This window comes from Hoyosella levis (assembly GCF_026008515.1).
In the GTDB taxonomy this organism is placed as follows: domain Bacteria; phylum Actinomycetota; class Actinomycetes; order Mycobacteriales; family Mycobacteriaceae; genus Lolliginicoccus; species Lolliginicoccus levis.
Genome location: NZ_BQYM01000006.1, coordinates 134,623 through 158,839, shown reverse-complemented (window position 1 = coordinate 158,839; position 24,217 = coordinate 134,623). Strand labels below are relative to the sequence as shown.

The following is a 24,217-nucleotide window of genomic DNA, read 5'->3' as shown; positions in this document are numbered from 1 at the left end:
GCTCAAGCCTCCACGATAGGGCAGGGGGCTATGGTCAGGGCAAGTTAGGTTAACTTAATTACTCGCCTGACCTGTGCATATTCGGATCTTGATCGGTTATGCTATGAGATGCGGCACAGGCAATCCGTGTCGCGGGCTCGCGCCATCCCACCGCTGTCCAGTATGCCGGAACCAGGGAGCATCGCACCACCCGCCCCGGGCATTCGCTGCCACACCACCTGGATGGCCAATCCCCGGGGCCGTGCCCCCGCATGGCGGCAGAACGCTAAACGGGGCACAAATAGATATTGGCCGCAGCGATGAGAATCAACTGCGGCCAACGATGTGGGCGAGGGGGGACTTGAACCCCCACGTCCTTTCGGACACTGGCACCTGAAGCCAGCGCGTCTGCCTATTCCGCCACTCGCCCGAGCGACCGCAACACAGTAGCACGATTCAACCCCAAAGGATAAACAGCAGATCACGATAGGGATTCCCTGTGTCACGGCTCGGCCAAGACCTGCATTCGCCGCCACGAGAAGCGGCTATTTCCCCCTACGATGTCAGCAGCACATGACTATGTCGCCGGGCACCCTCCCGTGCCTCCCGCACGACCTCGCCAGGGCCTCCCGGCCCGACGCGCCACCCTGACCACCACCGCCTCGAGAGGAGATCCGACGTGGGCATGCTCGACCGCTTCGAACGTCGGCTCGAGGAGGCAGTGGGTGATGCCTTCGCCCGGCTCTTCCGCAGCGCGGTCGTGCCGCAGGAGATTGAGGCGGCGCTGCGCCGGGCAGCCGAGGAAGGTGTCTCCCGGCTCGAGGGCGGCTACCTTCTTGCCCCCAACAGCTTCACCGTCACTATCGGCGCCTCGGACCATGAGCGGCTCATCGCGGACCGGGAGCTCACCGAGCGCGTCTTCGCCCGCCACCTCGGCGAGTTCATCACCGAGCAGGGATGGCAGACGTGCGCCGGCGTCCGGGTACGGTTCAGCCCTTCCGAGGAGATGCACACTGGGCAGTTCCGCGCAGCGGGCCACACGGACCCCGATATCGATTCGCCCGAGGCGCACGGCTCGGTATGGCCCATGCCAGCAGCACCAGAACCTACCCACGATGAGCAAGAACCAGGAGGGGAATCGATGTCACCCCAGAGCGACGTCATGCGCGGCCTCGGCCGCCATCTGTTCGGCACGCGGCGTGGCCGCCCGCACGAGGACACGGGCGTTCCCTCGTCCTATCGGCGGGTGCCCGACCAGGCCGCGAGCGAGATGTATCCCTCGGCACCCGGGAACGGGGCTTCCGGCTTCGACGACTCGGAGTACGACGACGCCGACTTCGCCGAGGAAACCTACTTCGACCAGACCGCTATCGCCCAGCCGCCACGCTCCCGGACGTCCTGGTCGCCCAGGACGCTGACCGCGGTGCTCGAGCTCAGCGATGGCAGCGGACGGAGCCTCACCCTGCGCCCCGGCGCCACGGTGATCGGCCGCGGCCAGGAAGCACAATTCCGCGTGCCCGACACGGGCGTCTCCCGGCGGCATGCGGAGATCCGCTGGGATGGCCAGCTCGCGCTCGTCTCGGACCTGCGCTCGACGAACGGGACCACTGTCAACGGATCCCCCATCACCGTGTGGCAGCTCGCCGATGGGGATGTGATCCGGGTGGGCCATTCCGAGATCATCGTGCGAATCGGGTGAGCCGCACGCGAGCGGGAGCCAGGTACCGTGTACGGCGAGCGTCCGGCCACGGATACCACCCATCCGCGCTACCGGTCGCCGGTAGAGTGTGCGGCATCGGCCCACCATGCGGGGACCGCGACGTCATGAGAGGAGGTGCGCGCTGATGCAGGGTCTCATCCTGCAGCTGACCCGGGCCGGCTTCCTCCTCCTTCTCGTGCTGTTCGTGCTAGCCGTGCTGCGGGTGCTGCGCACCGACATCTATGCGGAGTCAGGCCTGCGCGCGCCACGCCGCGACCGGGCGGGCGGCCGCTCCCTCGGCATGCGGGGGCTCGGCAGGACCGCCCGCACCCTTGTGGTGACGCAGGGGGCGCTCGCGGGAACACGCATCGCGCTGGATACCGCTCCGATCCTCATTGGTCGCGCGGATGATTCCACCCTGGTCCTCACCGATGACTATGCCTCGAACCGGCACGCGCGAATATCACCGCGCGGGAGCGACTGGTACCTCGAGGATCTCGGGTCTACCAACGGGACATTTCTCGACCGGGACAAAGTCACTACTGCTGTACGCGTTCCACTCAGGACGCCCATCCGCGTGGGCAAGACCGTAATCGAGCTGAGATCGTGACACTCGTTCTGAGATACGCCGCGCGAAGCGACCGCGGCCTGGTGCGCACCAATAATGAGGACTCGGTCTACGCCGGCGCCCGGTTGCTCGCGCTCGCCGACGGAATGGGCGGGCATGCCGCCGGTGAGATCGCCTCCCAGCTCGTTGTCTCCACCCTCTCGCACCTCGATGATGACGAGCCGGGAGGAAACCTCCTCGGAAAGCTCGAGGAAGCCACCTATGCCGGCAACCGGATCATTGCCGAGCAGGTCGAGGAGGAGCCCGCGCTCGAGGGCATGGGCACCACCCTCACCGCGATCCTGTTCGGCGGCTCGAAGCTCGGCCTCGTTCACGTCGGGGACTCGCGCGCCTACCTGATGCGCGACGGAACGCTGACGCAGATCACCCGCGACGATACCTACGTGCAGTCGCTCGTCGATGCCGGGAAGATCAGTGCCGAGGAAGCCCACAACCATCCCCAGCGCTCCTTGATCATGCGAGCCCTGACGGGCAACGATGTGGAACTCACCCTCACTGTGCGCGAGGTCCGCGTGGGCGACCGGTACATGCTGTGCTCCGATGGCCTGTCCGACGTGGTCAGCGACGAGACTATCGCCAACACGCTCAGCGAGGGCGACCATGACAAGGCAGCCGATCGACTGATCGAGCTCGCCCTGCGCAGTGGCGGCCCCGACAATGTCACCGTCATCGTCGCGGACGTCCTGGACGTCGATTTCGGGCAGAGCCGGCCCATCCTCGCGGGCGCGGTCTCGGGCAAGGTCGAGGACACCCCCCTGCCCAACACATCCGCGGGCCGCGCCGCAGCGATGCGACCGCCACGGGTGCAACCGAGCCGTCCGGTATCCACGGCCAGCACTTCCGCCGCTCCCGCCTCCCGGCGCCCGCGACGGCTCTGGACCTGGATCGCTATCGCGGCGGTCGTCGTGCTGCTCGTCACCAGCGCGCTCATCGCACGGACCGTCATCCGATCGAACTACTACGTTGGCGAGTCCGACGGGCAGATCGCGATCCTCCGTGGCCTCACCGGTTCGTTCCTCGGCGTGCCGCTGCAATCCGCGGACAGCGTCGGATGCGTGGCAGCCGGTGGCGCCGTGACGACCATCGATGCTGATAGCACCGCCGATAGCGCCGAATGCACGATCCTCGCCGTCGAGGACCTCGTGCCATCCGCTCGCGAGCAGGTCCGCCTCGGGCTTCCCGTCGGGTCGCGCGAGGACGCGGAGGAGCAGCTCATGCAACTGCTCACCAACGAGCTCCTGCCCGTGTGCGAGCCACTGGCGCCCGAGGCTTCCGACGCGGAACCGGAGGAGGCGAGCACCCCCGCGCTGCGGCAGCTGCAGATCCCCGGATCGACATGCCGGACAGGTCCATCATGAGCGTGCGCTACCCAGCACCCGCCCCTGGCGTCCCGCCGGAGGAAACATCCTCGCGGCTCGGCCGCACTGCGAGGAACGCCGAGCTCGGCCTGCTCGTCCTCGCTGCGGCTATCGTCGCCGTCGCGTTCGTACTGGTGATGGCCTCCAAGGAACAAGCACTCACGTCGGACTTCGCGAAGTATGGAATCGCCTACCTCGTGCTCGTCGCCATCGCGCACCTCGCTGTTCGCCTGTTCGTGCCCTTCGCTGATCCCGTGATCCTGCCTATCGTCGCGCTGCTCAATGGCCTGGGGCTCGTGCTCATTCACCGGCTCGATCTCGCGGACGAGGAGCTCGCTCGCACCGCCGGGCGCGCCATCCCCGCCCCGGACGCCGCCAAGCAGATCCTGTGGACCACGGTGAGCATCGCCGTGTTCATCACCGTGCTGTTCCTCCTGCGCGATCACCGCAGGCTCGCCCGCTACTCCTACACCGTCGGGCTCGCCGGGCTGGTGTTCCTGGCGCTCCCGGCCTTCCTGCCAGCAAGCGTCTCCGAGGTCAACGGGGCGAAGATCTGGATCCGCCTGCCCTTCATCAGCATCCAGCCCGCTGAGTTCTCCAAGATCCTTATCATCATCTTCATCTGCGGCCTGCTCGTCGCCAAGCGCGAGCTCTTCACTTCCGCGGGCAAGCATGTGCTGGGCATGGACTTCCCGCGCATGCGCGATCTAGCGCCCGTCCTTGCCGCCGCGGGCATCGCGCTCGCCATCCTCGTTTTCCAGACCGACCTAGGCATGTCGCTGCTGCTCTACTCCACCGTGCTCGTCCTGATGTACGTGGCGACCGCACGAGTCGGCTGGGTCGTCATTGGAGCGTCGATCTTCATGGTCGGCGCCACCGCCGCGTACTTCCTGTTCGGCCATGTCCGCATCCGGGTCAGCACCTGGCTCGACCCGTTCGATGACTACTACGGCACCGGGTACCAGATCTCGAACTCGCTGTTCGGCCTCGCGACCGGCGGAATCGGCGGCACCGGGCTCGGCAGCGGCAGGCCCAACGATGTGCCGTTCGCCAAGACCGATTTCATCATCTCCGCCATCGGCGAGGAGCTCGGACTGTTCGGGCTGACCATTGTCCTGCTGCTGTACTTGATCATCATGGTGCGTGGCGTGCGGACCGCGGTGGCGGTGCGCGATAGCTTCGGCAAGCTGCTCGCCGCAGGGCTGTCATTCATCCTGACGATCCAGGTCTTCGTCGTGGTCGGTGGCGTCACCAAGCTGATCCCCCTGACCGGCCTGACCACTCCGTTCCTGTCCTATGGTGGCTCCTCGCTGCTCGCGAACTACATCCTGGTGGCGATCCTGCTGCTGATCTCCCATGAGGCCCGGTCGCCCCACGATCCGAATCCGCGACGGACCCCGCCACCACCGATCTCGGATGCCCCGACCGCGATGGTGAGGCGCCCATGAACACTCCGCTGCGACGCGTCGCGATCGCGATGATGGCGATGATCGTCATCCTCATCGGCAACTCCGCGTACGTGCAGGTAATCCGTGCCGGAGAGCTGCGCTCCAACCCGCTGAACACCCGGGTCCTGCTCGACGAGTTCTCCCGCCACCGCGGCCAGATCTCGGCGGCCGGGCAGGTCCTGGCGTCCTCCGTGCCGACCGATACGCGCTTCCGCTACCAGCGCACGTATCCAGTCGATCCGGCCTACCCCAACAGCGCTGCGGCGTACGCGCCGATCACCGGTTTCTACTCGCTCAATCACAGCACCAGCGGGCTCGAGAACACCGAGGACGACATCCTCAACGGCTCCGATGATCGATTCTTCGCCAGGCGCCTCGTGGACATGATCACCGGGCGCGACCCACGTGGTGGCAACGTCGTGACGACGATCGATCCCTACGTCCAGCAGGTCGCCTACAACGAGCTCGCGCGCCGCGGCTACACCGGCTCGGTCGTGGCGATCGAGCCCGCGACCGGTGAGATCCTGGCAATGGCGAGCACGCCGTCCTACGACCCCAACCGCATCGCGGACCATGATCCGGCGGTGAGCAACGCCGCCTGGGACGAATTGTCACAGGATCCGGACCAGCCGATGCTCAACCGGGCCACCCAGAGCACCTATCCCCCGGGCTCGACGTTCAAGGTCATCACCACCGCGGCCGCGCTCGCGAATGGCGTGACACCAAGCGACACGTTCACCGCCGCGCCCCAGTACACGTTGCCGGGAACCACCACCACCCTGGAGAACTATGGTGGCTCCCGCTGTGGTGGCGGGGAAACCACGACGCTGCTCAACGCCTTCCGGTTGTCGTGCAACACGGCGTTCGTCCAGATGGGAATCGAGACCGGTGCCGAGGCGCTCCGTGATACCGCGCGCGCCTTTGGCATCGATAGCGGCCAGTGGAATGTCCCGCTCCCCGTCGCCGAGTCAACGGTCGGCGAGATCGCCGATGACGCGGCTCTCGGCCAGAGCAGCATCGGGCAGCGCGACGTGGCGCTCACCCCGTTGCAGAACGCGGTCATCGCCGCGACCATCGCCAATGATGGGACGCGCATGGAGCCACACCTGATCCACCAGTTGCAGGGACCAAACCTGTCGGTGCTGTCGTCCAGCGAGCCGCAGGCCGTCGAGCAGGCGATCCCGTCGAGCGTCGCGCAGACGCTCACCGAACTCATGATCGCCTCCGAGCAATCCACGAGCGGCAGCGGCGGCGTGCAGATCGCCTCGAAGACTGGCACTGCCGAGCATGGCGCGGACCCCTCGAACACTGCTCCCCACACGTGGTACATCGCGTTCGCTCCGGCACAGGCGCCACGGGTTGCCGTCGCGGTGATCGTGGAGGATGGTGGGAACGGATCGCTCTCGGCCACCGGTGGCTCGGTCGCGGCGCCAATCGGCCGTGCAGTCATCCAGGCCGCGCTGCAGGGGGGATAGCCGTGGTCTTGCACAGTGGCAGCATCATCGCCGACCGCTTCCGCCTGCAGCGATTCATCGCCAGCGGCGGCATGGGCGAGGTCTGGGAGGCACGCGATACCCGGCTCGACCGTCGCGTGGCCGTGAAGATCCTCAAGCCGGAACTGTCCTCCAGCGACGAGTTCCTCGCCCGGTTCCGCACCGAGGCACGGACCACCGCGCAACTGCATCACTCGAGCATCGCGAGCATCTTCGACTACGGCGAATCCACTGACGACGCCACGGGAGCGCCCCTGGCCTACCTCGTGATGGAATTCGTCAACGGGGAACCCTTGAACAAGGTCCTCTCGCGCATGGGCAACATCCCCCTGCCGCTAGCCCTCGACATGCTCGAGCAGACCGGTCGCGCGCTGCAAGTCGCCCACGATGCCGGGCTGGTCCACCGGGACGTCAAGCCCGGGAACATCCTGATCACCCCCGACGGCCAGGTCAAGATCACCGACTTTGGCATTGCCAAGGCCGTCGATGCCGCGCCCATCACCCGCACCGGGCATGTCATGGGCACAGCCCAGTACATCTCGCCGGAGCAAGCACAAGGGCAGCCAGCCACCGCGGCCAGCGATGTCTACTCGCTCGGCATCGTCGGCTACGAGGCGCTCACCGGCACGCGGCCCTTCACCGGCGAGGGTGCCCTCACCGTGGCGATGAAGCACATCCACGAGACTCCCCCGCCACTGCCCACGGACATCCCGCCCGAAGCACGCGTGGTGATCGAGGCAGCGCTCGCGAAGGACCCACGAGCCCGGTACCCCGATGGCGGATCGTTCGCGAAAGCCGTCGCCGCGGCACGCGCGGGCCGTGCTCCCGACGATCCGCGGCACGCGATCAGCGGGGACCTTCCCGTCGCCGCGCCCGCCGCGCACCGCCAGGCCGATGCGACAAGGATCATGGCCGCGCCCACCACCCGGCATGGCATCGCGGGCGGCGCGCCCATGACAGCCGCGCGCCAGGCCCCGTACTACGCGGCTCCCCGCGACGACGGCATGTCGAACAGCCAGAAGGCCCTCGCCTGGGGTGCTGCCGCGATGTTCATCCTCGTCGGCATCACCGCCGCGATCATGATGATCAGCGACATGCTCGATAGCCGCGTGCCCCCGCCAGCCCCGGTGCAGCCGACGCTCATCGAGCCGGAACCCACCGCGCCAGTGACCAGCGAGGCCCCGACCACCGAGCAGACGACCGAGCCGGAGCCGACGACGGAGGAAACGACTACCGAGCCGGAGACCAGCGAACCGAGCGAACCGAGCCAGCCGACGACCGAGCCAGAGCCAGGCACGGATCCTAGCGAGCCGACTGGAGATCCGACGCCATGATTGCTCCCCAGGAGTTGTCTGGCCGGTACGTGCTTGGCGAGACGATCGGCTTCGGCGGCATGTCCGAGGTGCATCGCGCGCGCGACCTGAGGCTCCAGCGTGATGTCGCGGTCAAGGTACTCCGGCAGGATCTCGCCCGCGACCCCACTTTCTACCTGCGCTTCCGGCGCGAGGCCCACAACGCAGCGGCGCTGAACAATCCCACCATCGTGGCGGTGTATGACACCGGGATCGCCGAGACCGATACCGGCCCGCTGCCCTACATCGTCATGGAGTACGTCGAGGGCGACACGCTGCGCGACATCCTCCACAACGAGGGCCCGATCCCTGCCGAGCGGGCGATGTCGATCACTGCGGATGTGTGCACCGCTCTCGAGTTCAGCCATGCCAGCGGCATCATCCATCGCGATGTGAAGCCCGCCAACATCATGGTGACCGGTGAGGGCGCGGTGAAGGTGATGGATTTTGGCATCTCCCGCACCATCGCTGATACCACGAACTCGGTCACCCAGACCGCGACCGTGATCGGTACCGCTCAGTACTTGTCGCCCGAGCAGGCACAGGGGCACAAGGTCGATGCTCGCTCGGATGTGTACTCGCTCGGCTGCGTGTTCTACGAGATCCTCACCGGGCAGCCCCCCTTCACTGGCGATAGCCCGGTCGCCGTCGCGTACCAGCAGGTGAAGGAGGATCCGATCCCGCCGTCGCGCATCGAGCCAACGGTGCCGCGCGTGCTGGACTCGATCGTGCTCAAGGCGATGAGCAAGAACCCCGCGAACCGGTACCAGACGGCTGCGGAGATGCGCGAGGACATCGTCGTGGCCCTCGGCGGGCAGAAGCCGAGCGCGCCCACCATCCTCACTGACGACGAGCTGACCACCATCATCGGAGCGCCCGAGGAGCGGCATCACGACGACGAGCCCGCGGTGCCACGTCGGCGAGGCCGCCCGCTGCGGTGGATCGCTGTGCTCGTGCTGCTGCTCATGCTGGGCTCGGCGGCGGCCCTATCCGTGTTCTCGGATCGTGAGCCGGTCGACGAGCTGGTCACTGTGCCCTCGGTGGTCAGCCAGTCCTCGGCGGAGGCGCAGCGCCAGCTGCGCGAGCTGGGCTTCGACATCTACATCGAGCCGCGATCCGATGCCACGGTGCCGGAGGGCGATGTGGTCGGCACCTCCCCCGAATCGGGAGCGCGGGTCGATCCGGGCAGCACCGTGGCGCTCTACGTGTCGAGCGGGCCTGGCCGTGTCGCTGTGCCCGACCTCGGCGGCCGCACCGTCGATGAGGCGCGCGAGCTGCTCGATGAGGCAGGGCTCGAGCTAGCCTCCACCGTGGAGGAGGCTAGCTCGACGCTCGAGGAGCGCGACCTCATCGTGCAGCAGAACCCGTCATCGGGAGTGAGCGTCACCGTCGGCACCACTGTGCGCGTGGCCGTGGGGACCGGGCCCGCCCTGATCCGGATTCCGGATGTGACCGGTCAGGAGATCGCGGTCGCGGAAGCGAACCTGAGCGCCTCGGGATTCGGGGTGCGCCGCGAGGATGTGGATTCCACGGAACCGGTCAACACCGTGGTCGGCCAGACACCACCGGGCGGGACGCAGGCCACGGCGGGCACGGATATCGCGCTGCGCGTATCCAACGGCGCGCGCATGGTGATGCCCAACCTCGTCGGGCTCCGGCCCCCCGACGCGCTGCAGACGCTGCGCTCGCTCGGCTGGTCCGGCAGCAATCTCCGCGAGTCCCGGCAACCAACCCTCAACCCTGCTGAAGTGGGGCGCATCATCTCGCAGCAGTTGCCCGCCGGCACCGAGATCGGTCGGCAGGACGCGATCGCGGTCGACGTCGGCGAGCTGGGCATCCCCCGCTAGCGCGGCTCGAGCGCCACTCCCAGCGCCGCTGACATCTCGTCCTCCAGCCGACTGATGATGGACTCCTCGGGGCGCTGCCCGCACATCTCCATCCAGTTGGCGAGCATGCGATGCCCGCCCTGGGTGAGCACGGATTCCGGATGGAACTGCACGCCATGGATCGGCAGCTCCCGGTGCTGCATCGCCATGATGATCCCGCTATCGGTGTGGCCGGTCGCCTCGAGCACCGGAGGCAGGCTGCTCGGCCGCACCGACAACGAGTGATAGCGCGTGGCGGTGAACGGATCAGGAAGGCCGGCGAGCACGCCGCGGGAATCATGGTGCACGATCGAGGTCTTGCCGTGCAGGAGCTCCGGGGCACGCTCCACGATGCCACCGAAGGCGGCCCCGATGGCCTGGTGCCCGAGGCAAACACCAAGCAGCGGCGTTCCTTCCTCGGCAGCGACCTCGACGAAAGGCATGGTGGCACCGGCGCGCTGCGGCGTGCCCGGCCCCGGGCTGAGCAGGATCCCATCGTAGTCGCGGGCATGCTCGCGCAGGAGCTCGCGGCTGCCGAAGCGGGGGTCATCATTGCGCCAGACATCCGCGTCGGCTCCGAGCTGCCCGAGGTACTGGACAAGGTTGAACACGAAGCTGTCATAGTTGTCGACGACGAGGATCCGCATGGATCCAGGTTAGCCCCTGGCGATCACTCCAGTGGTGTCGCGTGCCGGAGCCTCGGCGCATCGTCGGCGGCCACCACAGCGATCTCCTCATGCTCGACCACCTCGAAGCCAAGGCCATAGCGCGCCGCGTACTGCTGGTACAGGCGCACGCCGGGAGCGTCGTCGAGCTCATCGACGAGGTCATCCGGGGGGCCTATCGCGGTGATCACGTAGGGCGGGCTGTAGGCGCGGCCGTGCAGCAGCAAGGTATTGCCGATGCAGCGGGGCGCGCTGAGCGTAGTGATGCGCTGGTCCTGCACCTGGAGGGCGCGGGCGCCCCCGGCCCACAGCGCATTCATGACGCTCTGCAGGTCCTGCTGGTGCACGACGAGGTCATCCGGGGCCGCCCCGCTCGGATAGTTGCCCTGCTGGTCGCGGGAGGCGTCCGTGAGCGTGACAGTCACGCCTTCCCCCTCGAGCGGGCCCCGGTCGCTCGCTGCTACGAGGCCGGAGAGCGATTCGAGGGTCGTGGCGACACGGTCGTCGGTCGATCCGATGGTGGCCTGGCGGCCAGCTATCTCGGCGGCAAGGCTCGCGGCGCGCTGGCCACTCTCGGCGCTGCTGCTCTCGGCCGCTCGCACCAGGCTGGACAACCGGGACGGCCCCGTGTCCCGTGTCTCCTCCCCCAGGGAGGACTGATGCGTGACGGCGAGCATGAGGCCCGCGAGGAGGCACACCAGGGGGACGCCCCAGCGCCACGGAACACTCTGGTGGAGTTCTCGGGTGCGGGTGCCGCGCATGGTGTCCCTCGGGGGCTAGATGGTTGGCGGGTCGTTGACTGCCTGTTCGATGATGCTGCGGGAGGTAAAGCTAGGTTAGCGTGTAGGGGAAGCACGCGGCAGTGGCCGCGGAGGCGCTATGGGCCGGTCCGGACGCGGAGTGGTCGAGGAAACCGAGAGGCGAGGTTGGAATGCCGAAGTCACGTGTTCGCAAGCACCACGGGGGCACTGGTTCCCCGGCGGGCGGTCCGTCGGGCTCGGTCAGCCGTACTCCAGTGAAGGTGAAAGGCCCTTCGAGCACGTGGTATGTGGTCCTCATGCTGGGGTTCATGCTGGCCGGACTGGTGTGGCTGGTGGTGTACTACCTCGCTGGGCCGCAGATCGCGTGGCTCGATGGGCTCGGCGCGTGGAACTTCCTGATCGGCTTCGGGTTGTGGATCGTCGGGCTGCTGATGACGCTGCGCTGGCGATGACCGGCACGGGCGCGCCACGAAGAGCTCGGGATGAGCCAGATCACATGCGTATCATTTTCCCCACCTGTGGATAAGTTGTGTGGATAACATGCCTGGTCATCGCCACGAACCGGTGATTGCCCGTTGGTCCGCCGCGCCAGGCACGGTCATCGCGCTCGCCGTGGGCACCGTGGTTCTCGTGCTCGCCGCGTTCCTGGCCCGGCGTGACCCGGTCGCGGTCGTCCTCGCCTGCCTGGCCGCGGCCGTGCTGCTCGGCACCACCGCATGGCTCGCCCGTTCCGCGATCGTGCTGGCCGAGGCCGATGGGCAGCCGCAGCTGCACGTACGTGGACTGCTCCGCACGGCTCACAAGCTCCACGCCGAGGATGTCGTGGCGGTCACCGTGCAGCGGCGGCACCGCTCGCGCAGTTCCTGGTTGCTCGGTATCGAGCCCCGCCATCCCGCGGACCGGCTCATCCTGCGAGGCCGTTGGGAGCTTGACGAGGACCCCCGTCGCGTGGCCGAGCAGCTCTGGATCCACGGCTTCCCACGCTGAACCGTCGGTTCAGGGCTGCTCTTCTCAGGCACCCAGGATGATCGAGCGCAGCTCCACGACCCGGATCAGCACGGCCACCATGAGCGTGGCAGCCAGCGCCGCGAGCGCGATGAGCCCCATGCGACGCCCCGGCGCTTTTCCCTGCCCGGGACGCGCGAGCAGCATCGGCACGTAGAGCAGCATGGCCGCCGCTACCGCGCCCGCCACGAGCCCGCCAAGATGACCCCACAGCGAGATCCCCGGGATCGTGATGCTGATGACCACATTGATGCCGATGATCACGAAGATGCCGGTCGCGTTCTGGCGCAGGCGCAGCAGGATCACCGCCATCGCGCCGAACAAGCCATACACGGCCCCCGACGCGCCCACAGTGGCGGCCAGGACGTTCTCGAGCCACATCACCGACACGGAGCCACCGAGCAGCGACACCGCATACACAGCGAGATACCGGCCGCGGCCGAGCACGGCCTCCACCTCGCGGCCCACGATGTAGAGGACGAACATGTTCACGAGCAGGTGCAACGGGCCGTAGTGCAGGAACCCCGATCCGATGAGGCGCTCGTACTCCCCCACCGCGACATAGAACGGCACCAGCGCCCATGCTTCGAAGAGCGCCGAGGCGCGGAAGTTCGAGACCAGGCTCGCCGACTGCGCGGCCGTCAGCAGGTACACCAGCGTGTTGAGCGCGATGAGCGACAGCGTGACCACTGGTCGGCCGGTCATCGTGCGCAGCGGAGCCCCGGCGACATTGCGAGCGGGCCGAATGGTGCGCGCGCCCTCGGAAACGCAGGAAACGCACTGGTAGCCCACTGCCGCCTCGCGCAGGCACTCGGGGCAGTAGGGCCGGCCGCACCGGTTGCAGCGCAGGCCAGTGGGACGATCCGGGTGGCGGGTGCACCCCGGCAACGAAGGCTGCTCGGGGGGCACCCCGCCAGGATGGGACATGCGGGCGCGGCCTACTGCTCGTCGATGGTGATGCTGGAGATCACCACATCGTCGACGGGACGGTCGGAGCGGTCCGTGCGCGTGTTGGCGATGGAATCGACCACCGCGCGGCTATCAGCGTCCACGACCTCGCCGAAGATGGTGTGGCGCATGTTCAGGTGCGGCGTGCGGGTGACCGTGATGAAGAACTGCGAGCCATTCGTGCCGGGCCCGGCGTTGGCCATGGCGAGGAGGTACGGGCGATCAAAGCTGAGCTCGGGGTGGAACTCGTCGCCGAACTGGTAGCCGGGGCCGCCCCGGCCCGTGCCGGTGGGGTCGCCGCCCTGGATCATGAAGCCGTCGATGATGCGGTGGAAGATGGAGCCGTCGTAGAACGGGCCCTCGGAGCCTCCCGATGCGTTCTCGCGCGAGTAGTGGGCGGTACCAGTGGCGAGGCCAACGAAGTTCACGACCGTCTTCGGGGCATGATTGCCAAACAGGGAGATCTTGATGTCGCCGTGGTTGGTGTGGAGCGTGGCAACGGCGGTCTGCTGAGGTGAGTTCACGCTCCCATGGTGCCATCCCTGGACCCGTGGCGGGCGATGGACCCGTGAGGTATCCACGAACCGTGCCCGCGCACTAGGGTTGGAGCAACGGATCCCGGTAGGGCTCCGCGAACACTGTCCTCGATCCCAAGGAGGGTCCATGGCTGCCGCCAAGAAGTCGCGCAACCGGGTGTTGTTCCAGGCCATCGCAGGTACGGCCATCCTCGCTGGCGTTGCCAGCGGTGTACGGATGTTCATGGCGCGTGGCGAGATGGTCGACGAGCCGGCCGCCCGGCCTCCGCGGATCGCCGACTACGACGACGCGGGGTTCCCCGGGGCGGTGTCGTGAAATGACACGGATCATGCCGCGGTTCCCGCTCGAGGAGATCGATCTCGGGTTCTTTGATACTGCTCCCGTGCAAGCCTCCTTCACCACCGACATCCCCGTCGACATCGATGAGATGTGGGCCGCTCTCAACGGCGACGCGCCCCTGTCCTGGTGCACGCTCGTCAAGGACGGCGCGTATCTCACCGAGCGACCATTCGGCCTCGGCACGCGACGCCGCATCACCCTCATGCCGGGGCTCGTCACGGTCGAGGAACGCTACTTCCACTGGGAGGAGGAGCCCGGCAAGCGCTATGAGAACGCTTTCTCCGTGGTTTCCTCCACGGCCCCTGGGCTGCGCAAGTTCGGCGAGTACACCAGGCTCGAGGCCATCCCGTCCGGGACGCGCTTCACGTGGCGCTTCGCGATCGAGGGGCAACTGCTGCTCGCTCCGGGCCTCAAGCTGGCCGGGCCAGCTCTCAAGGCCGCGTTCGGCTCGCTCGTCAAGGACACCGAGAAGTACTTCCGCCGCTAGCCAGCTCCTGCCCCAGCTAGCTGCGGAGGACCTGATCGAGCGCCACCCGGATCCGCCGGGGCCGCGGGTCATCGAGCATGGCGACACCGAGCTGGTTCATCACATAGCCGAAGCCGATACCGGCGGTGGGGTCGGCGTAGCCGAACGAGCCCCCGATCCCGGTCGTCCCGAACGCGCGGCCGTCGCCATCTCCTGCGCCGGGATGACGCCCGAACGGGAACGTCGGGTGCGGCTTGCGGAAGCCCAGGTGGTACCGGCTCGGTACGTTCAGCACCAGGTCATGATCGGGTACTGCCCCTGGCTCCGATGGCGAGGCCAGCCTGGCCCGCAGTTCGTCAGAGATCATCTCGCTGCTCCCCGGTGTTGCTGCGTCGGAGTACAGCGCCGCGATCGCGCGGGCCGTGGCGACCGCGTTCGAGGACGGCATCTCCGGGGCGATGAAGCTCTCGCGGCTCGCGTGCTGCGGCAGGCCGACGCGCGGGTTCGACAATGCCTCGACCGAGATGCGCTGCTGCTTGAGCGCCGTGTGCCGCGCGATATCGAGCACCATGCGCCACGGAATGTCGCGCGCGTTGTCCACCAGGACCCCACGGGTCGCGGCCCGGAGCAGCGCGAGCTCGTCCGCGCCGACGGTGCGCTCGCCGGAGGCTCCCGCGCCATTGACCGCGGTTCCGATGCTCACCTGCAGGCCACGCGGCCCCGCGATCTCCTCGGCAAGGTACTGCCCGATCGTGCGCTGCCGAGGATCGGCCCGGCGGAATAGCTCGTTGAGGTAGAAGCCCAGCGACACCGGATGGTAGCCGTGGGCCGTGCCCGGCTCCCACCGTGGCTGCTCCGCCGCGAGGATCCCCGCGAGCGCGTCGAGATCATGCAGGTCCGCAGTGCGCAAGGGGGTACTGATCACGGGTAGCCCAGCCTGGTGATCAAGAAGCTGCCGGACCGTCACTGCTTCCTTGCCATGCTGGCCGAACTCGGGCCACCAGTCCGTCACCGCGGAGTCATAGTCAAGGATCCCGCGGCTGACCGCGCTGGCGATCACGAGCGCGGTGATGCCCTTGGTGGTCGAGAACACCGGGGCGCGCGTATCCCGCTGCCAGGGCAGCCCGCGGCCAAGATCCCGGTAGCCCGCCCACACATCCACGACGGGCTTGCCATGCTGGTAAATAGCCAGCGCCGCGCCGATCTCGTGGTGATGGGTGAAGTTCCGGGTGAATGCCTCAACGACAGGAGCGAACCGCTCATCGGCATGCCCGTGGACGCTGAGTTCCTCGCCTGTTCTGCTCGACAACACGTCAACACGCTACCGCGCCGCGCCAGGCGTACCGGCCATTCGCTGCGCGCACCGGGGCTAGTTCAGGTACGAGTCCCCGATATTGGGCGTGTAGATCGTGCGCGCGATCACCCAGGGCGCGGCGAAGGCCTCGCTGAGGAAGCTCACGATCGCGGGCGAGACCATGCGGACGTTGCCGCGAAGCGTGGTGGGCGACCCCATCTCGTGCAGCTGGGTATCGGGGATGTCCGCGGCGAGGCGGTCGGAGTCCGCCGACGAATGAGAGGGGTCCCGCCGTGATCTCAGGACAAGGACGGGCACCGATATGCGGCTCCGCTCCCGGCGGGGTGGCGCGATGCGGCCCAGCATGAGGCCCTGCATCATCGCTGCCTGCTCGGTCCGCGAGGCGGACAGGAAATCCCACCACAACCGGGTCGCTAGCGACTCGGCAGGGAGGAGGCCCGCGAAGCGCCGTGCCAGCCAGAAGAAGGCGTGGCCGCGCGCGAGGACCTCGTGAGCGATGGTCAGCATTGGTGCGAGGCGCAGCGCGCCACGATCAAGCAGGGGGGCTTCCACTATCACCCCGACGGTGCGGTTCGGCTCGAGAACGGCCGCCTCGAGCGCGGCGCTCGCTCCGATGGAGGTTCCGCCAAACACAGCGACCTCGCCGCCGATCGCATCGAGCAGGCCGACCATCCTGCGGCCGAGCGCCTCCGCGCTGTAGTCCTCCGGATCGCCCGGTCCACGCTTGGCGGCCAGCACGTTGTTGACGCACACGACGTGGAAGCCCCGGCGCGCGAGCTCCTGCGCGAGCGGCTCATGCATGCGCCGGGAGAGCATCAGGGAGGGCGCGAGGATGACCAGGCGGCCCCCTGCGCCGAACTCGGTGATGCCCACGCGTTTTCCGTCGATGACGACATAGCCCTCGCGGCGCCGCGCATGACTGCGCTGCACCGGGCTTGCCAACTGAGGCATTCGTTCCGCGCTCACCGGACCTCACCCCCTTGCTCGGACGGACGTGGCACGCACGATGATCACACCGCTCACGGTCACGCTGTAGCTGCTCAGCTCGATCCCCGCGCGCATTCCGTTCACGAGGCAAGCACTTCCGTGATCCGCATCACATTACCGCACGGGGTGATCCAGCCTGCCGGAATGCAGCATACCGCCGCGGGCAGGCATCCGGTCATCATGGCTGTCCACGCTTGGGAATGAGGCTGCTTGCAGGGAAGATTCCGTGACATCCGCGTGAAGTTCCGCGCCAGCGGGCGTGTCCGGTTACCGCGCGGGCAGGCAACCGGGCATCATAGCGGGCATGACCGATCAAGCAACGACGTCCACTCGGCCACGATGGTCAGCAGCCGAGGCAGCTCGACGCTGCAACGTGGGGCGTGCCACGATCCAGCGCGCGCTAGACGGTGGCAAGCTGCCCGGAGCGGTCAAGACCGAGGACGGCTGGCAGATCCCCCTCGAGGACCTGCTCGCCGCGGGGTTCAAGCCAGACCGCCCGGCGCCGCCCGAGGATGCCCCTGGCAAGGCCGAGGCCGTGCGCGGCCTGGAGAAGGCCGAGGTCCCCGAGCTGTCGAAGCTCGAGGGCCGCGTCAAGGAGCTCGAGACCGAGCTCCTCTCGATCAAGACCCGGGCAGAGAGCGAGGCGGCCCTGCGCGCGGCCGCGGAAACCCTTGCCCAGGAGCGACTCGACCGGGTCTCCGACCTGCGGACCGCGCTACGCATGCTTGAGGCGGCCAAGCCGGCGAGCGCCACGTCCACCAGCGAGACAACCAGCACGTCCACCTCGTCCGTGGCAGCAGCGCAGCACCGCCGCCGTCCCCCACGGCGCCGGACCCTCCGCGAATGGTGGGACGATCGGCGCCACGAGCCCCTCGCCGAGAACGGCACCACGAATGCCGGAATCGTGATCGAGGACCAGTCCTGAGCCTTCTCGTCCCGCATACATTGTGAGCCAACGCACTCCATTGCTCGATCCGCCCCTGCGCGATCGGCTCGCGAGCCGGCTACACTCTGCTTCAGAAGCTGGGAACGGACTGGCAGTCCTCCCGGCTCGCGTCGTAGACGGCTTCCTCTCTCCCCCCTGCCCCGCGAGCACGCGGAATCCCAGCGGGTCGAAGATTCTTCATACGGCGAACGGATGCGCCTAGTTGGCGTGTTCGCCAATAGCACCCTGCCCGCCCCTGCGGCTAGCCATCGAATGATGGTGGCCGTGGCCTGGAGCGAGGCCGGGGCCCGATGCCGGAAAGGCACCATGAGCACTACCACATTCACTGATCTTGGCGTGCCCGCGAACATTTGCAAGGCGCTGGCCACCGACGGCAAGACCTCTGCGTTCCCGATCCAGATCGATACGCTCACCGATTCGCTCGGCGGGCGCGACATCCTCGGGCGCGGCCGCACGGGGTCCGGCAAGACCCTCGCGTTTGCTATCCCCCTGGTCGCACGGATCGCCGATGCGCCCCAGATCCGCCCCTCCATGCCGCGCGGCCTGGTGCTCGCCCCCACTCGCGAGCTCGCCACGCAGATCGCCGCCGTCATCACTCCGCTCGCCGCCGCCAGCGGCATGCGGGTCACCACCGTCTTCGGTGGCGTTCCGCAGTCCAAGCAGGTCAACGCACTGAAGCGCGGCGCGCACATCGTCGTCGCATGCCCGGGCCGGCTCGAGGACCTCATGAAGCAACGCCTCATCTCGCTCGACGAGGTCAAGGTCACCGTCCTCGACGAGGCTGATCACATGGCCGACCTCGGGTTCCTGCCTGGCGTGCGCCGGATCCTCTCCGCCACCCCTCGCAACGGGCAGCGGTTGTTCTTCTCGGCCACTCTCGACAATGGCATCGACAGCCTCGCCAAGCAGTTCCTCAATAGCCCCATGATGCACTCCGTCGACGAGGAGCACTCCCCCGTCGCCGCGATGACGCACCACATCTTCGAGGTTGATAACGCGAGCTCCAAGCGCGACCTCATCTCCGAGCTCGCCAGTGGCACCGGCAGGCGAATCCTGTTCATGCGCACCAAGCATCATGCGAAGCGACTGGCGCGCCAGCTGAGCGAGAACGGCATCCCCGCGGTCGATCTCCACGGCAACCTCTCCCAGGCCCAGCGCGACCGGAACCTCGCTGCGTTCGGCAAGGGCAACGTTCGGGTCCTCGTGGCCACGGATGTCGCGGCGCGCGGCGTCCACGTCGACGATGTCGAGCTTGTCGTCCATGTTGATCCGCCGGTCGAGCACAAGGCCTACCTGCACCGGTCAGGCCGTACCGCTCGCGCCGGCAAGCAGGGCGATGTCGTGACCATCGTGCTGCCCGAGCAGCGCTCGGACCTTCGCAAGCTGCTCCGCAAGGCGGAGATCGCAGCCAAGCCGATCCGTGTCACCCCCGGTGATGCGTCGGTCAACGCGCTCGTCGGTGACAAGGCGGCCATCGTACCGATGGTGATCCGCACCGAGCCAGAGCGCGCTCCGCGCCAGGCCCACGGCCGACCGAGCCATGGCCCCGCGCGCCAGGGTGGCTCCGGCCGTGGCGGAGCGGGCCGTGGCAGGTCCGCCAGCACCGCGCATAGCCATGGCGGCAACCCCCGCCGTGGCGGATCCGGGCACCGGAGCCCGGTCGGTGCTGCTCCGCGGCGCGACAGCCGCTAGCCAGCAGCTATGAGCTAGGGCTCGAGGATGGATGGCCGCGATTCGTGGCCTCCATCCTCGAGCTGTTTTTTCATGCGCTTGAGCGAGCTCTCGATGTTGCGGGCGTTGAAGTCCGCGAACGAGCGCTGGCCCGTGAGCATGGGATCAACGATGCGGCACAGGGAATCGGGCCACGCTCGACGATCATCCGTCCAGGTCTCGGTGATCCGCGTGCCGCCATCGGTGGGCTCGAGCTCGAAGTCCCAGGTCGCTACCGGAACCCTGAGCAATGGCAGCCCCACTCCCCAGCGGCGGACCTTGAAACGGAATCGTTTACCCGGAACGGCATGGGTGACGGTGCATCGGGTGATCCAGCGAAATGGTCCCCGCTTGTTCGTGCCGTCGAACTCATCGCCCTCGCGCAACGATCCCTGGGCACTTTCCCGCAAGCTCGCGCCCGTGTTCTCCGGGCTCCACTCCCCTGTTCGCGTGGGGTCGCTGATCAGTGAGTATGCCTGCTCTGGCGCGACCTTGACAGTGGTGGATCGAGAGACGGACCATTGGCGGCTTTGTTCCATGCGTCCAGCATGGCAGGGGATGGTTTCACGTGAAACCGCAGGGACCTGCTAGCGGGCTGGCCTGCCTCGCGGGCGAGCCGCTGAGATCGCGCGGAGGCTCGGCCTCAACAGCTCGACCAGTCGTTCGGGGGTTGCCGACCGGAGCGGTTCCACCCCGATCACGTAGCGGCCAAAGATGATGCCGATGACGATCGTGATGGTGACGCCCGCGCGCTCGGTCGCCTCAGTGCCGCCAAAATATTCAACGAGCCGACTAACAAGCTCCCTCTCGATGTACTCCCGGAAGGCTTGCAGCACTTCAGGATGCTGCATGCCCGTCGCGACGAGCTGCATCAGCGAACGTTGCACGTCGGGTGCCTCCCAGGCGCGGACGACCAACGCCGCGAGCCGCTCGGGAGCTGTGGCGGGGTCGCCTTCGAGGGCCTTCTCCAGCACCAGCGAAGGACCAAGCGAGAGCGCCATCGAGCGAGCGAACAGCTCCTTCTTCGACCCGAAGTGGTAGGCGATCAAGGCGGGATCGCAGCCGGCTTGCCCCGCGATCATGCGTAGTGTCGCGCCGTTGTACCCACGCGCCGCGAACAGGTCACGAGCTGCTGACAGGAGCCGGTCCCGGCCATCGTCGGCACCGGCCCGGGGCCGCCCCCGCGATTTATTCATCACTGTTGAGCCTAGCAGTGGGCCTCGGTCAGGCTTCTGGTAACCGGCACGGACCAGAGGAGGCATTGTGAGTGAAACGCAGGCGGCGGTAGAAGCGACAGGGGTGACCGTGGAGTTCGCTCGCGGTCGCAAGCAGCCCCCATTCCGCGCATTGGATGGTGTCGACCTCGATGCGCGTCCCGGCGACGTGACGTGCTTGCTCGGGCCCAACGGATCCGGCAAGACGACGTTGATGAACGTCCTGACCGGCCTGCTCGCACCAAGCGCTGGCCACTTGCGTGTGCTGGGCCTCGACCCCGCGACCCAGCGGCGCGAGCTCCTGCGCCGGATCGCACTAGTGCCACAAGAGACTTCGCTGTACCCGGAGCTGACCGCGCGCGAGAACCTCGCGTTCCACGCCAGCTACTACGGGATGCCCGCTCGCGAGCAGCGCGCGCGCATCGACGAGACGCTCGAGCTCGTGCAGCTCGGCAGCCGCGCCAGCGATCGGGCCGGCACCTTCTCCGGCGGCATGCAGCGCAGGCTCGCGCTCGGCAAGGCACTGATGATGAAGCCCGAGCTCCTCCTGCTCGACGAGCCCACGCTCGGTGTGGACGTGCAGTCCCGCGAGGCCATCTGGACACGCATCGAGGAGGTGGCGCACGAGGGACGCGCGGTCCTGCTGACCACGAACTACATGGAGGAGGCTCAGCGGCTCGGTGATCACATCACGATCATCGACCGGGGCGCGAACGTCGTCCGGGGCAGCCTCGCCGAGCTGACCGCGCAGGTCCCGAAGACCAAGCGGGCCGAGGTGCCACCGGTCAGCCTGCAGGACGTCTTCCTGCACTTCACCGGCAGCGGACTACGGAACTGAGGCGCCCATCATGAATGCGGCACTAGCTCTTGCCAGGAAAGACCTGCTCGTCACGCGCCGCGCACCGCTTCTCGCTGTCATCAGCATCCTTGTGCCGGTCGCGTTCACCTTTCTCTACGCCATCGTCATCCATGTCTCGACCACCGCCACGATCGCTGTCGCCGATGAGGACGGCACGCCGCGCTCGGCAGAGTTCATCCAGGTAATGGAAGAGATGCGCAACAGCGACGGCAACTACTACGAGATCCTCACCACCGACCCTGGCCAGGCCAGTGAGATGTACCGCGACAGTGACGTCGGCGCGATGCTGACGATCCCCGAGGGGTTCGCGCGAGCCGTGGAGGCTGGCGATAGCCCGGCCGTGACGCTATCGCTGATCAACATCGACGCGGACGGCACGAAGAACCAGCACCTGCGCATCGAGGAAGCACTCCGGCAGTTCCAGCAAGAGCTGCCCACCACTCCCCCGGACCGCCTGAGCATCACCGAGACGACAGTGCTCGATCACGACATCCCCGTGACGCTCTACCTCGGCTCAGCGTTGATCATCTTCGCCGCGCTCTACGCCGGCATCGTCAATATCGGTGTCGGTATCGCCAGGGAATGGGAGGAACGCACCGCCAAGGGCCTCGTGCTCTCGCCGACTAGTCGGCTCTCGCTCATCGCGGGCAAGTGGGCCGCCGGGGCGGTGACATCGCTGGTCACGTTAGCGGTGACGCTGGCCGGAATCGGCTGGGTGCTGGACTACCCGTTGGCGCAACTCGGCTGGAGATCCGCGGGCGTGCTCGCCATCGTCTGGATATACGGTGCCGCCCTCGGCACGCTCCTCGGGGTCGCGCTGCGGAGATCGCTGCCCCTTGTCCCGATAGCCGTCATCATCGCTGTCGCGCATTTCCTCGTCAGCGGGTACGAGTCCTATATCCGTGGATTCGCGCACGGCGGAATCGTCGAACCTCTCTGGGCGGCGACCCAGTGGATTCCGCTCGCACCACTATTCGACATCCTTCGCTTCGAGGTTGCCTCGCTCCCCCAGCCCGAGAACGCGGCGCTCGGCGTCGCCGGAAGCCTTCTCATCGCGGCCGTGGTCGTCTCCCTGGCCGCGTGGCGCCTGACCCGAGCACTCCGCTTCACCCAAGGACAGTGATGATGACTTCCCTTCGCGCGCTCACCGCCATGATCACCCGTAACCTGCGCATCGCCCTGCGCCGGCCCGAGCTGCTCGTGCAGACGATGGCAGTCCCCGTCGTTGTCGTCGCGCTCGCTTCCGTCATCTTCGGAGCAAGCAACTCGTGGCCGATCGCCGTCCTCGACCAGGCTCAAAGCTCGGAATCCCGCCAGTTCGCCCAGGCCATCGCCGATACCCAGGGCCCGACCGGCCCCTACTTCGACATCATCGAGACCGACTCGACCGCAGCAGCCGAACAACTCCAGGACGGCAGGTTGCACCTGGCGATCACGATCCCTGCCGACTTCGATGACACCAGGGCCGTTGAGATCGCGACCTACAACATCAATACGGATGCCATGAAGAACGTCCGGCTGCGCGTGTCCACCACCGCGAACCTCTACGACACCGCTACCAACGCGGACCAGATCGTCGCGCTCATCGACAAGGAGAGGGCCGAGGATGTGCCACGCACGGCATTCATGGGTGGATCAGCCATCATCCTCGCCCTGCTCCTGGGCGCTGCATTGATCTCGGCGAACCTCTACGCCGTGGATAGCGAGCACCGTACGGAGAAGGAGATCGCGCTCACTCCCCTGGGGAGCTACATCGCGGGACTGGGCGCGGCCGCGGCGGGGTGGCTACTCGCCTTCGTGGCCGCGGTCCCCACAGTGCTGGTGGCGCTCGCCTTCGGTACACGGGCTGGGCCGGACGAGATACTGCGGACGGCGATGATCGTCCTGCCCTCCCTCGCCGCTGCGGCCGGAGCGGGCGTGCTGATCGCGGTGGGCCTGCGAACCCATCGCGTGATCCAGCCGACGCTGATCCTGCTGGCGCTCGGTAGCTACTTCGCGAGCGGTGGATTCATCTCGGTATCGGCTCTGCCACCGCTCGCTCGAGGCATCAACACCTGGTGGCCGCCGTCATATGTCTTCGAGTGGTCGAATCCGCTGCTGCATGGCTTCGAGAGCCGGCCGGCCCTCGCTGCGGTCGCTTCGGTGTCGGCGGCGGCGGTGCTCGGGCTGGCGCTCGCGGCGATCGCCGCACAGCGGGCAAGCAGGCGCAATGTCGCGCATGGCCAGTGAGAGTGGCGCCGTGAGCTAGAACTGGAACGCTGGAACAAGAAAAAATCCCGAGCCCTTGCCAACAGTTCGTTGGTCAAGGGCTCGGGCGTTGTTCGTGTGGTGGAGCCAAGGGGAATCGAACCCCTAACCCCCGCCTTGCAAAGGCGGTGCTCTACCAATTGAGCTATGGCCCCGGAGATCTAGCATCTGTGAGGTTTCATTCCAGATTGTGCCACACCTCGGCTGGGTAGCCGGAGTCACGGGTCTCGAGATGCCGCTTGGCTGCGACCCCGAGAGCGATTCCCAATCCGGCTGCGGCAAGGATCTTCAGCAACTTCATGCTGGACGACCTTACCGGAGTGGGCCTAGGAGGACTTGAACCTCCGACCTCTTCCTTATCAGGGAAGCGCTCTAACCGCCTGAGCTATAGGCCCG

Annotated in this window: 25 protein-coding genes and 3 tRNA genes; 16 read left to right on the top strand and 12 right to left on the bottom strand. The window is 67.3% G+C overall.

Translation table 11 applies throughout. The features are described from left to right. Positions 1-325: 325 nt before the first annotated feature. Positions 326-409: transfer RNA gene (locus QC765_RS08420), tRNA-Leu, on the bottom strand. Between the two features lie 255 nt (positions 410-664). On the opposite strand from QC765_RS08420, the gene QC765_RS08415 reads away from it, so the two are divergent. The 7 genes from QC765_RS08415 (at position 665) to pknB (ending at position 9,804) form a co-directional block, all read left to right on the top strand. Continuing rightward, positions 665-1,678: an FHA domain-containing protein gene (locus tag QC765_RS08415; protein WP_278314057.1), complete on the top strand. Its 1,014-nt coding sequence runs from the start codon at positions 665-667 to the stop codon at positions 1,676-1,678. A 145-nt stretch (positions 1,679-1,823) separates the two neighbouring features. Further along, positions 1,824-2,288 (top strand): FHA domain-containing protein FhaB/FipA, encoded by a 465-nt coding sequence (locus QC765_RS08410; protein ID WP_278313993.1) that lies wholly within the window; start codon positions 1,824-1,826, stop codon positions 2,286-2,288. Continuing rightward, entirely contained in the window at positions 2,285-3,664 is a 1,380-nt protein-coding gene (locus QC765_RS08405) for a PP2C family protein-serine/threonine phosphatase (RefSeq protein ID WP_278313992.1), read from the top strand. The genes QC765_RS08410 and QC765_RS08405 overlap by 4 nt, the downstream gene beginning before the upstream one ends. After that, on the top strand, positions 3,661-5,112 hold the full coding sequence (locus QC765_RS08400; RefSeq protein ID WP_278313991.1) for an FtsW/RodA/SpoVE family cell cycle protein: 1,452 nt from the start codon (positions 3,661-3,663) through the stop codon (positions 5,110-5,112). Before QC765_RS08405 ends, QC765_RS08400 begins: the two co-directional genes overlap by 4 nt. Continuing rightward, on the top strand, positions 5,109-6,587 hold the full coding sequence (locus QC765_RS08395) for a peptidoglycan D,D-transpeptidase FtsI family protein (RefSeq protein WP_278313990.1): 1,479 nt from the start codon (positions 5,109-5,111) through the stop codon (positions 6,585-6,587). The genes QC765_RS08400 and QC765_RS08395 overlap by 4 nt, the downstream gene beginning before the upstream one ends. Positions 6,588-6,589: 2 nt before the next feature. Further along, positions 6,590-7,939: a protein kinase domain-containing protein gene (locus QC765_RS08390; protein ID WP_278313989.1), complete on the top strand. Its 1,350-nt coding sequence runs from the start codon at positions 6,590-6,592 to the stop codon at positions 7,937-7,939. Then, complete coding sequence (gene pknB / locus QC765_RS08385) at positions 7,936-9,804, top strand: Stk1 family PASTA domain-containing Ser/Thr kinase (protein WP_278313988.1); 1,869 nt, start codon at positions 7,936-7,938, stop codon at positions 9,802-9,804. Before QC765_RS08390 ends, pknB begins: the two co-directional genes overlap by 4 nt. On the opposite strand, the gene QC765_RS08380 is transcribed toward pknB, so the two are convergent. Beyond that, complete coding sequence (locus QC765_RS08380) at positions 9,801-10,469, bottom strand: aminodeoxychorismate/anthranilate synthase component II (RefSeq protein WP_278313987.1); 669 nt, start codon at positions 10,467-10,469, stop codon at positions 9,801-9,803. The two genes, pknB and QC765_RS08380, sit on opposite strands and share 4 nt — an antisense overlap. A gap of 23 nt (positions 10,470-10,492) precedes the next feature. Next, complete coding sequence (locus tag QC765_RS08375; protein WP_278313986.1) at positions 10,493-11,248, bottom strand: DUF881 domain-containing protein; 756 nt, start codon at positions 11,246-11,248, stop codon at positions 10,493-10,495. A 170-nt stretch (positions 11,249-11,418) separates the two neighbouring features. Between QC765_RS08375 and crgA the strand changes: the two genes are divergently transcribed. Both crgA and QC765_RS08365 read left to right on the top strand, forming a co-directional pair. Continuing rightward, positions 11,419-11,700: a cell division protein CrgA gene (gene crgA, locus QC765_RS08370; protein WP_278313985.1), complete on the top strand. Its 282-nt coding sequence runs from the start codon at positions 11,419-11,421 to the stop codon at positions 11,698-11,700. A gap of 88 nt (positions 11,701-11,788) precedes the next feature. Beyond that, positions 11,789-12,235: a hypothetical protein gene (locus QC765_RS08365; protein WP_278313984.1), complete on the top strand. Its 447-nt coding sequence runs from the start codon at positions 11,789-11,791 to the stop codon at positions 12,233-12,235. Between the two features lie 24 nt (positions 12,236-12,259). On the opposite strand, the gene QC765_RS08360 is transcribed toward QC765_RS08365, so the two are convergent. Further along, entirely contained in the window at positions 12,260-13,180 is a 921-nt protein-coding gene (locus tag QC765_RS08360; RefSeq protein ID WP_278313983.1) for a rhomboid family intramembrane serine protease, read from the bottom strand. An 11-nt stretch (positions 13,181-13,191) separates the two neighbouring features. Next, positions 13,192-13,725 carry a peptidylprolyl isomerase gene (locus QC765_RS08355; RefSeq protein WP_278313982.1) on the bottom strand — a complete coding sequence of 178 codons (534 nt, stop codon included), beginning with the start codon at positions 13,723-13,725 and terminating at the stop codon, positions 13,192-13,194. Positions 13,726-13,864: 139 nt separating this feature from the next. On the opposite strand from QC765_RS08355, the gene QC765_RS08350 reads away from it, so the two are divergent. Together QC765_RS08350 and QC765_RS08345 are read left to right on the top strand one after the other, a co-directional pair. Further along, entirely contained in the window at positions 13,865-14,053 is a 189-nt protein-coding gene (locus QC765_RS08350; protein WP_278313981.1) for a hypothetical protein, read from the top strand. A 1-nt stretch (position 14,054) separates the two neighbouring features. Beyond that, a complete protein-coding gene (locus QC765_RS08345) occupies positions 14,055-14,564 on the top strand; it encodes an SRPBCC family protein (RefSeq protein WP_278313980.1) in 510 nt (169 codons plus the stop codon). A gap of 16 nt (positions 14,565-14,580) precedes the next feature. Here QC765_RS08345 and QC765_RS08340 read toward each other — a convergent pair whose 3' ends face one another. Together QC765_RS08340 and QC765_RS08335 are read right to left on the bottom strand one after the other, a co-directional pair. Continuing rightward, positions 14,581-15,855: a serine hydrolase domain-containing protein gene (locus tag QC765_RS08340; protein ID WP_278313979.1), complete on the bottom strand. Its 1,275-nt coding sequence runs from the start codon at positions 15,853-15,855 to the stop codon at positions 14,581-14,583. A 57-nt stretch (positions 15,856-15,912) separates the two neighbouring features. Beyond that, a complete protein-coding gene (locus tag QC765_RS08335) occupies positions 15,913-16,809 on the bottom strand; it encodes an alpha/beta fold hydrolase (RefSeq protein WP_278313978.1) in 897 nt (298 codons plus the stop codon). A 340-nt stretch (positions 16,810-17,149) separates the two neighbouring features. Here QC765_RS08335 and QC765_RS08330 point away from each other — a divergent pair, with 340 nt between their 5' ends. Together QC765_RS08330 and QC765_RS08325 are read left to right on the top strand one after the other, a co-directional pair. Continuing rightward, positions 17,150-17,770, top strand: a complete 621-nt coding sequence (locus QC765_RS08330; RefSeq protein WP_278313977.1) for a helix-turn-helix domain-containing protein — start codon at positions 17,150-17,152, stop codon at positions 17,768-17,770. Positions 17,771-18,097: 327 nt separating this feature from the next. Continuing rightward, the gene (locus QC765_RS08325; protein ID WP_278313976.1) at positions 18,098-19,483 is read left to right on the top strand and encodes a DEAD/DEAH box helicase; all 1,386 of its coding nucleotides are present in this window, start codon (positions 18,098-18,100) and stop codon (positions 19,481-19,483) included. Between the two features lie 14 nt (positions 19,484-19,497). Here QC765_RS08325 and QC765_RS08320 read toward each other — a convergent pair whose 3' ends face one another. Together QC765_RS08320 and QC765_RS08315 are read right to left on the bottom strand one after the other, a co-directional pair. Next, entirely contained in the window at positions 19,498-20,040 is a 543-nt protein-coding gene (locus QC765_RS08320) for an SRPBCC family protein (RefSeq protein WP_278313975.1), read from the bottom strand. Between the two features lie 48 nt (positions 20,041-20,088). Next, on the bottom strand, positions 20,089-20,697 hold the full coding sequence (locus QC765_RS08315; RefSeq protein WP_278313974.1) for a TetR/AcrR family transcriptional regulator: 609 nt from the start codon (positions 20,695-20,697) through the stop codon (positions 20,089-20,091). Positions 20,698-20,764: 67 nt separating this feature from the next. Here QC765_RS08315 and QC765_RS08310 point away from each other — a divergent pair, with 67 nt between their 5' ends. From QC765_RS08310 to QC765_RS08300, 3 genes are read left to right on the top strand one after another with little or no spacing between them, the layout of a single operon-like run. Continuing rightward, entirely contained in the window at positions 20,765-21,553 is a 789-nt protein-coding gene (locus tag QC765_RS08310) for an ABC transporter ATP-binding protein (RefSeq protein ID WP_278313973.1), read from the top strand. A 10-nt stretch (positions 21,554-21,563) separates the two neighbouring features. Then, positions 21,564-22,697, top strand: coding sequence for an ABC transporter permease (locus QC765_RS08305; protein ID WP_278313972.1), 1,134 nt, complete (start codon positions 21,564-21,566; stop codon positions 22,695-22,697). After that, positions 22,697-23,803, top strand: coding sequence for an ABC transporter permease (locus QC765_RS08300; RefSeq protein WP_278313971.1), 1,107 nt, complete (start codon positions 22,697-22,699; stop codon positions 23,801-23,803). Before QC765_RS08305 ends, QC765_RS08300 begins: the two co-directional genes overlap by 1 nt. Before the next feature lie 97 nt (positions 23,804-23,900). Here the strand turns inward: QC765_RS08300 and QC765_RS08295 are convergent. The 3 genes from QC765_RS08295 to QC765_RS08285 all read right to left on the bottom strand — a co-directional run bounded on the left by QC765_RS08295 (position 23,901) and on the right by QC765_RS08285 (position 24,216). Then, positions 23,901-23,976: transfer RNA gene (locus QC765_RS08295), tRNA-Ala, on the bottom strand. Between the two features lie 23 nt (positions 23,977-23,999). After that, complete coding sequence (locus tag QC765_RS08290; protein WP_278313970.1) at positions 24,000-24,122, bottom strand: hypothetical protein; 123 nt, start codon at positions 24,120-24,122, stop codon at positions 24,000-24,002. 20 nt (positions 24,123-24,142) lie between these two features. Next, positions 24,143-24,216, bottom strand: a tRNA-Ile gene (locus QC765_RS08285). Between the last annotated feature and the right edge of the window lies 1 nt (position 24,217).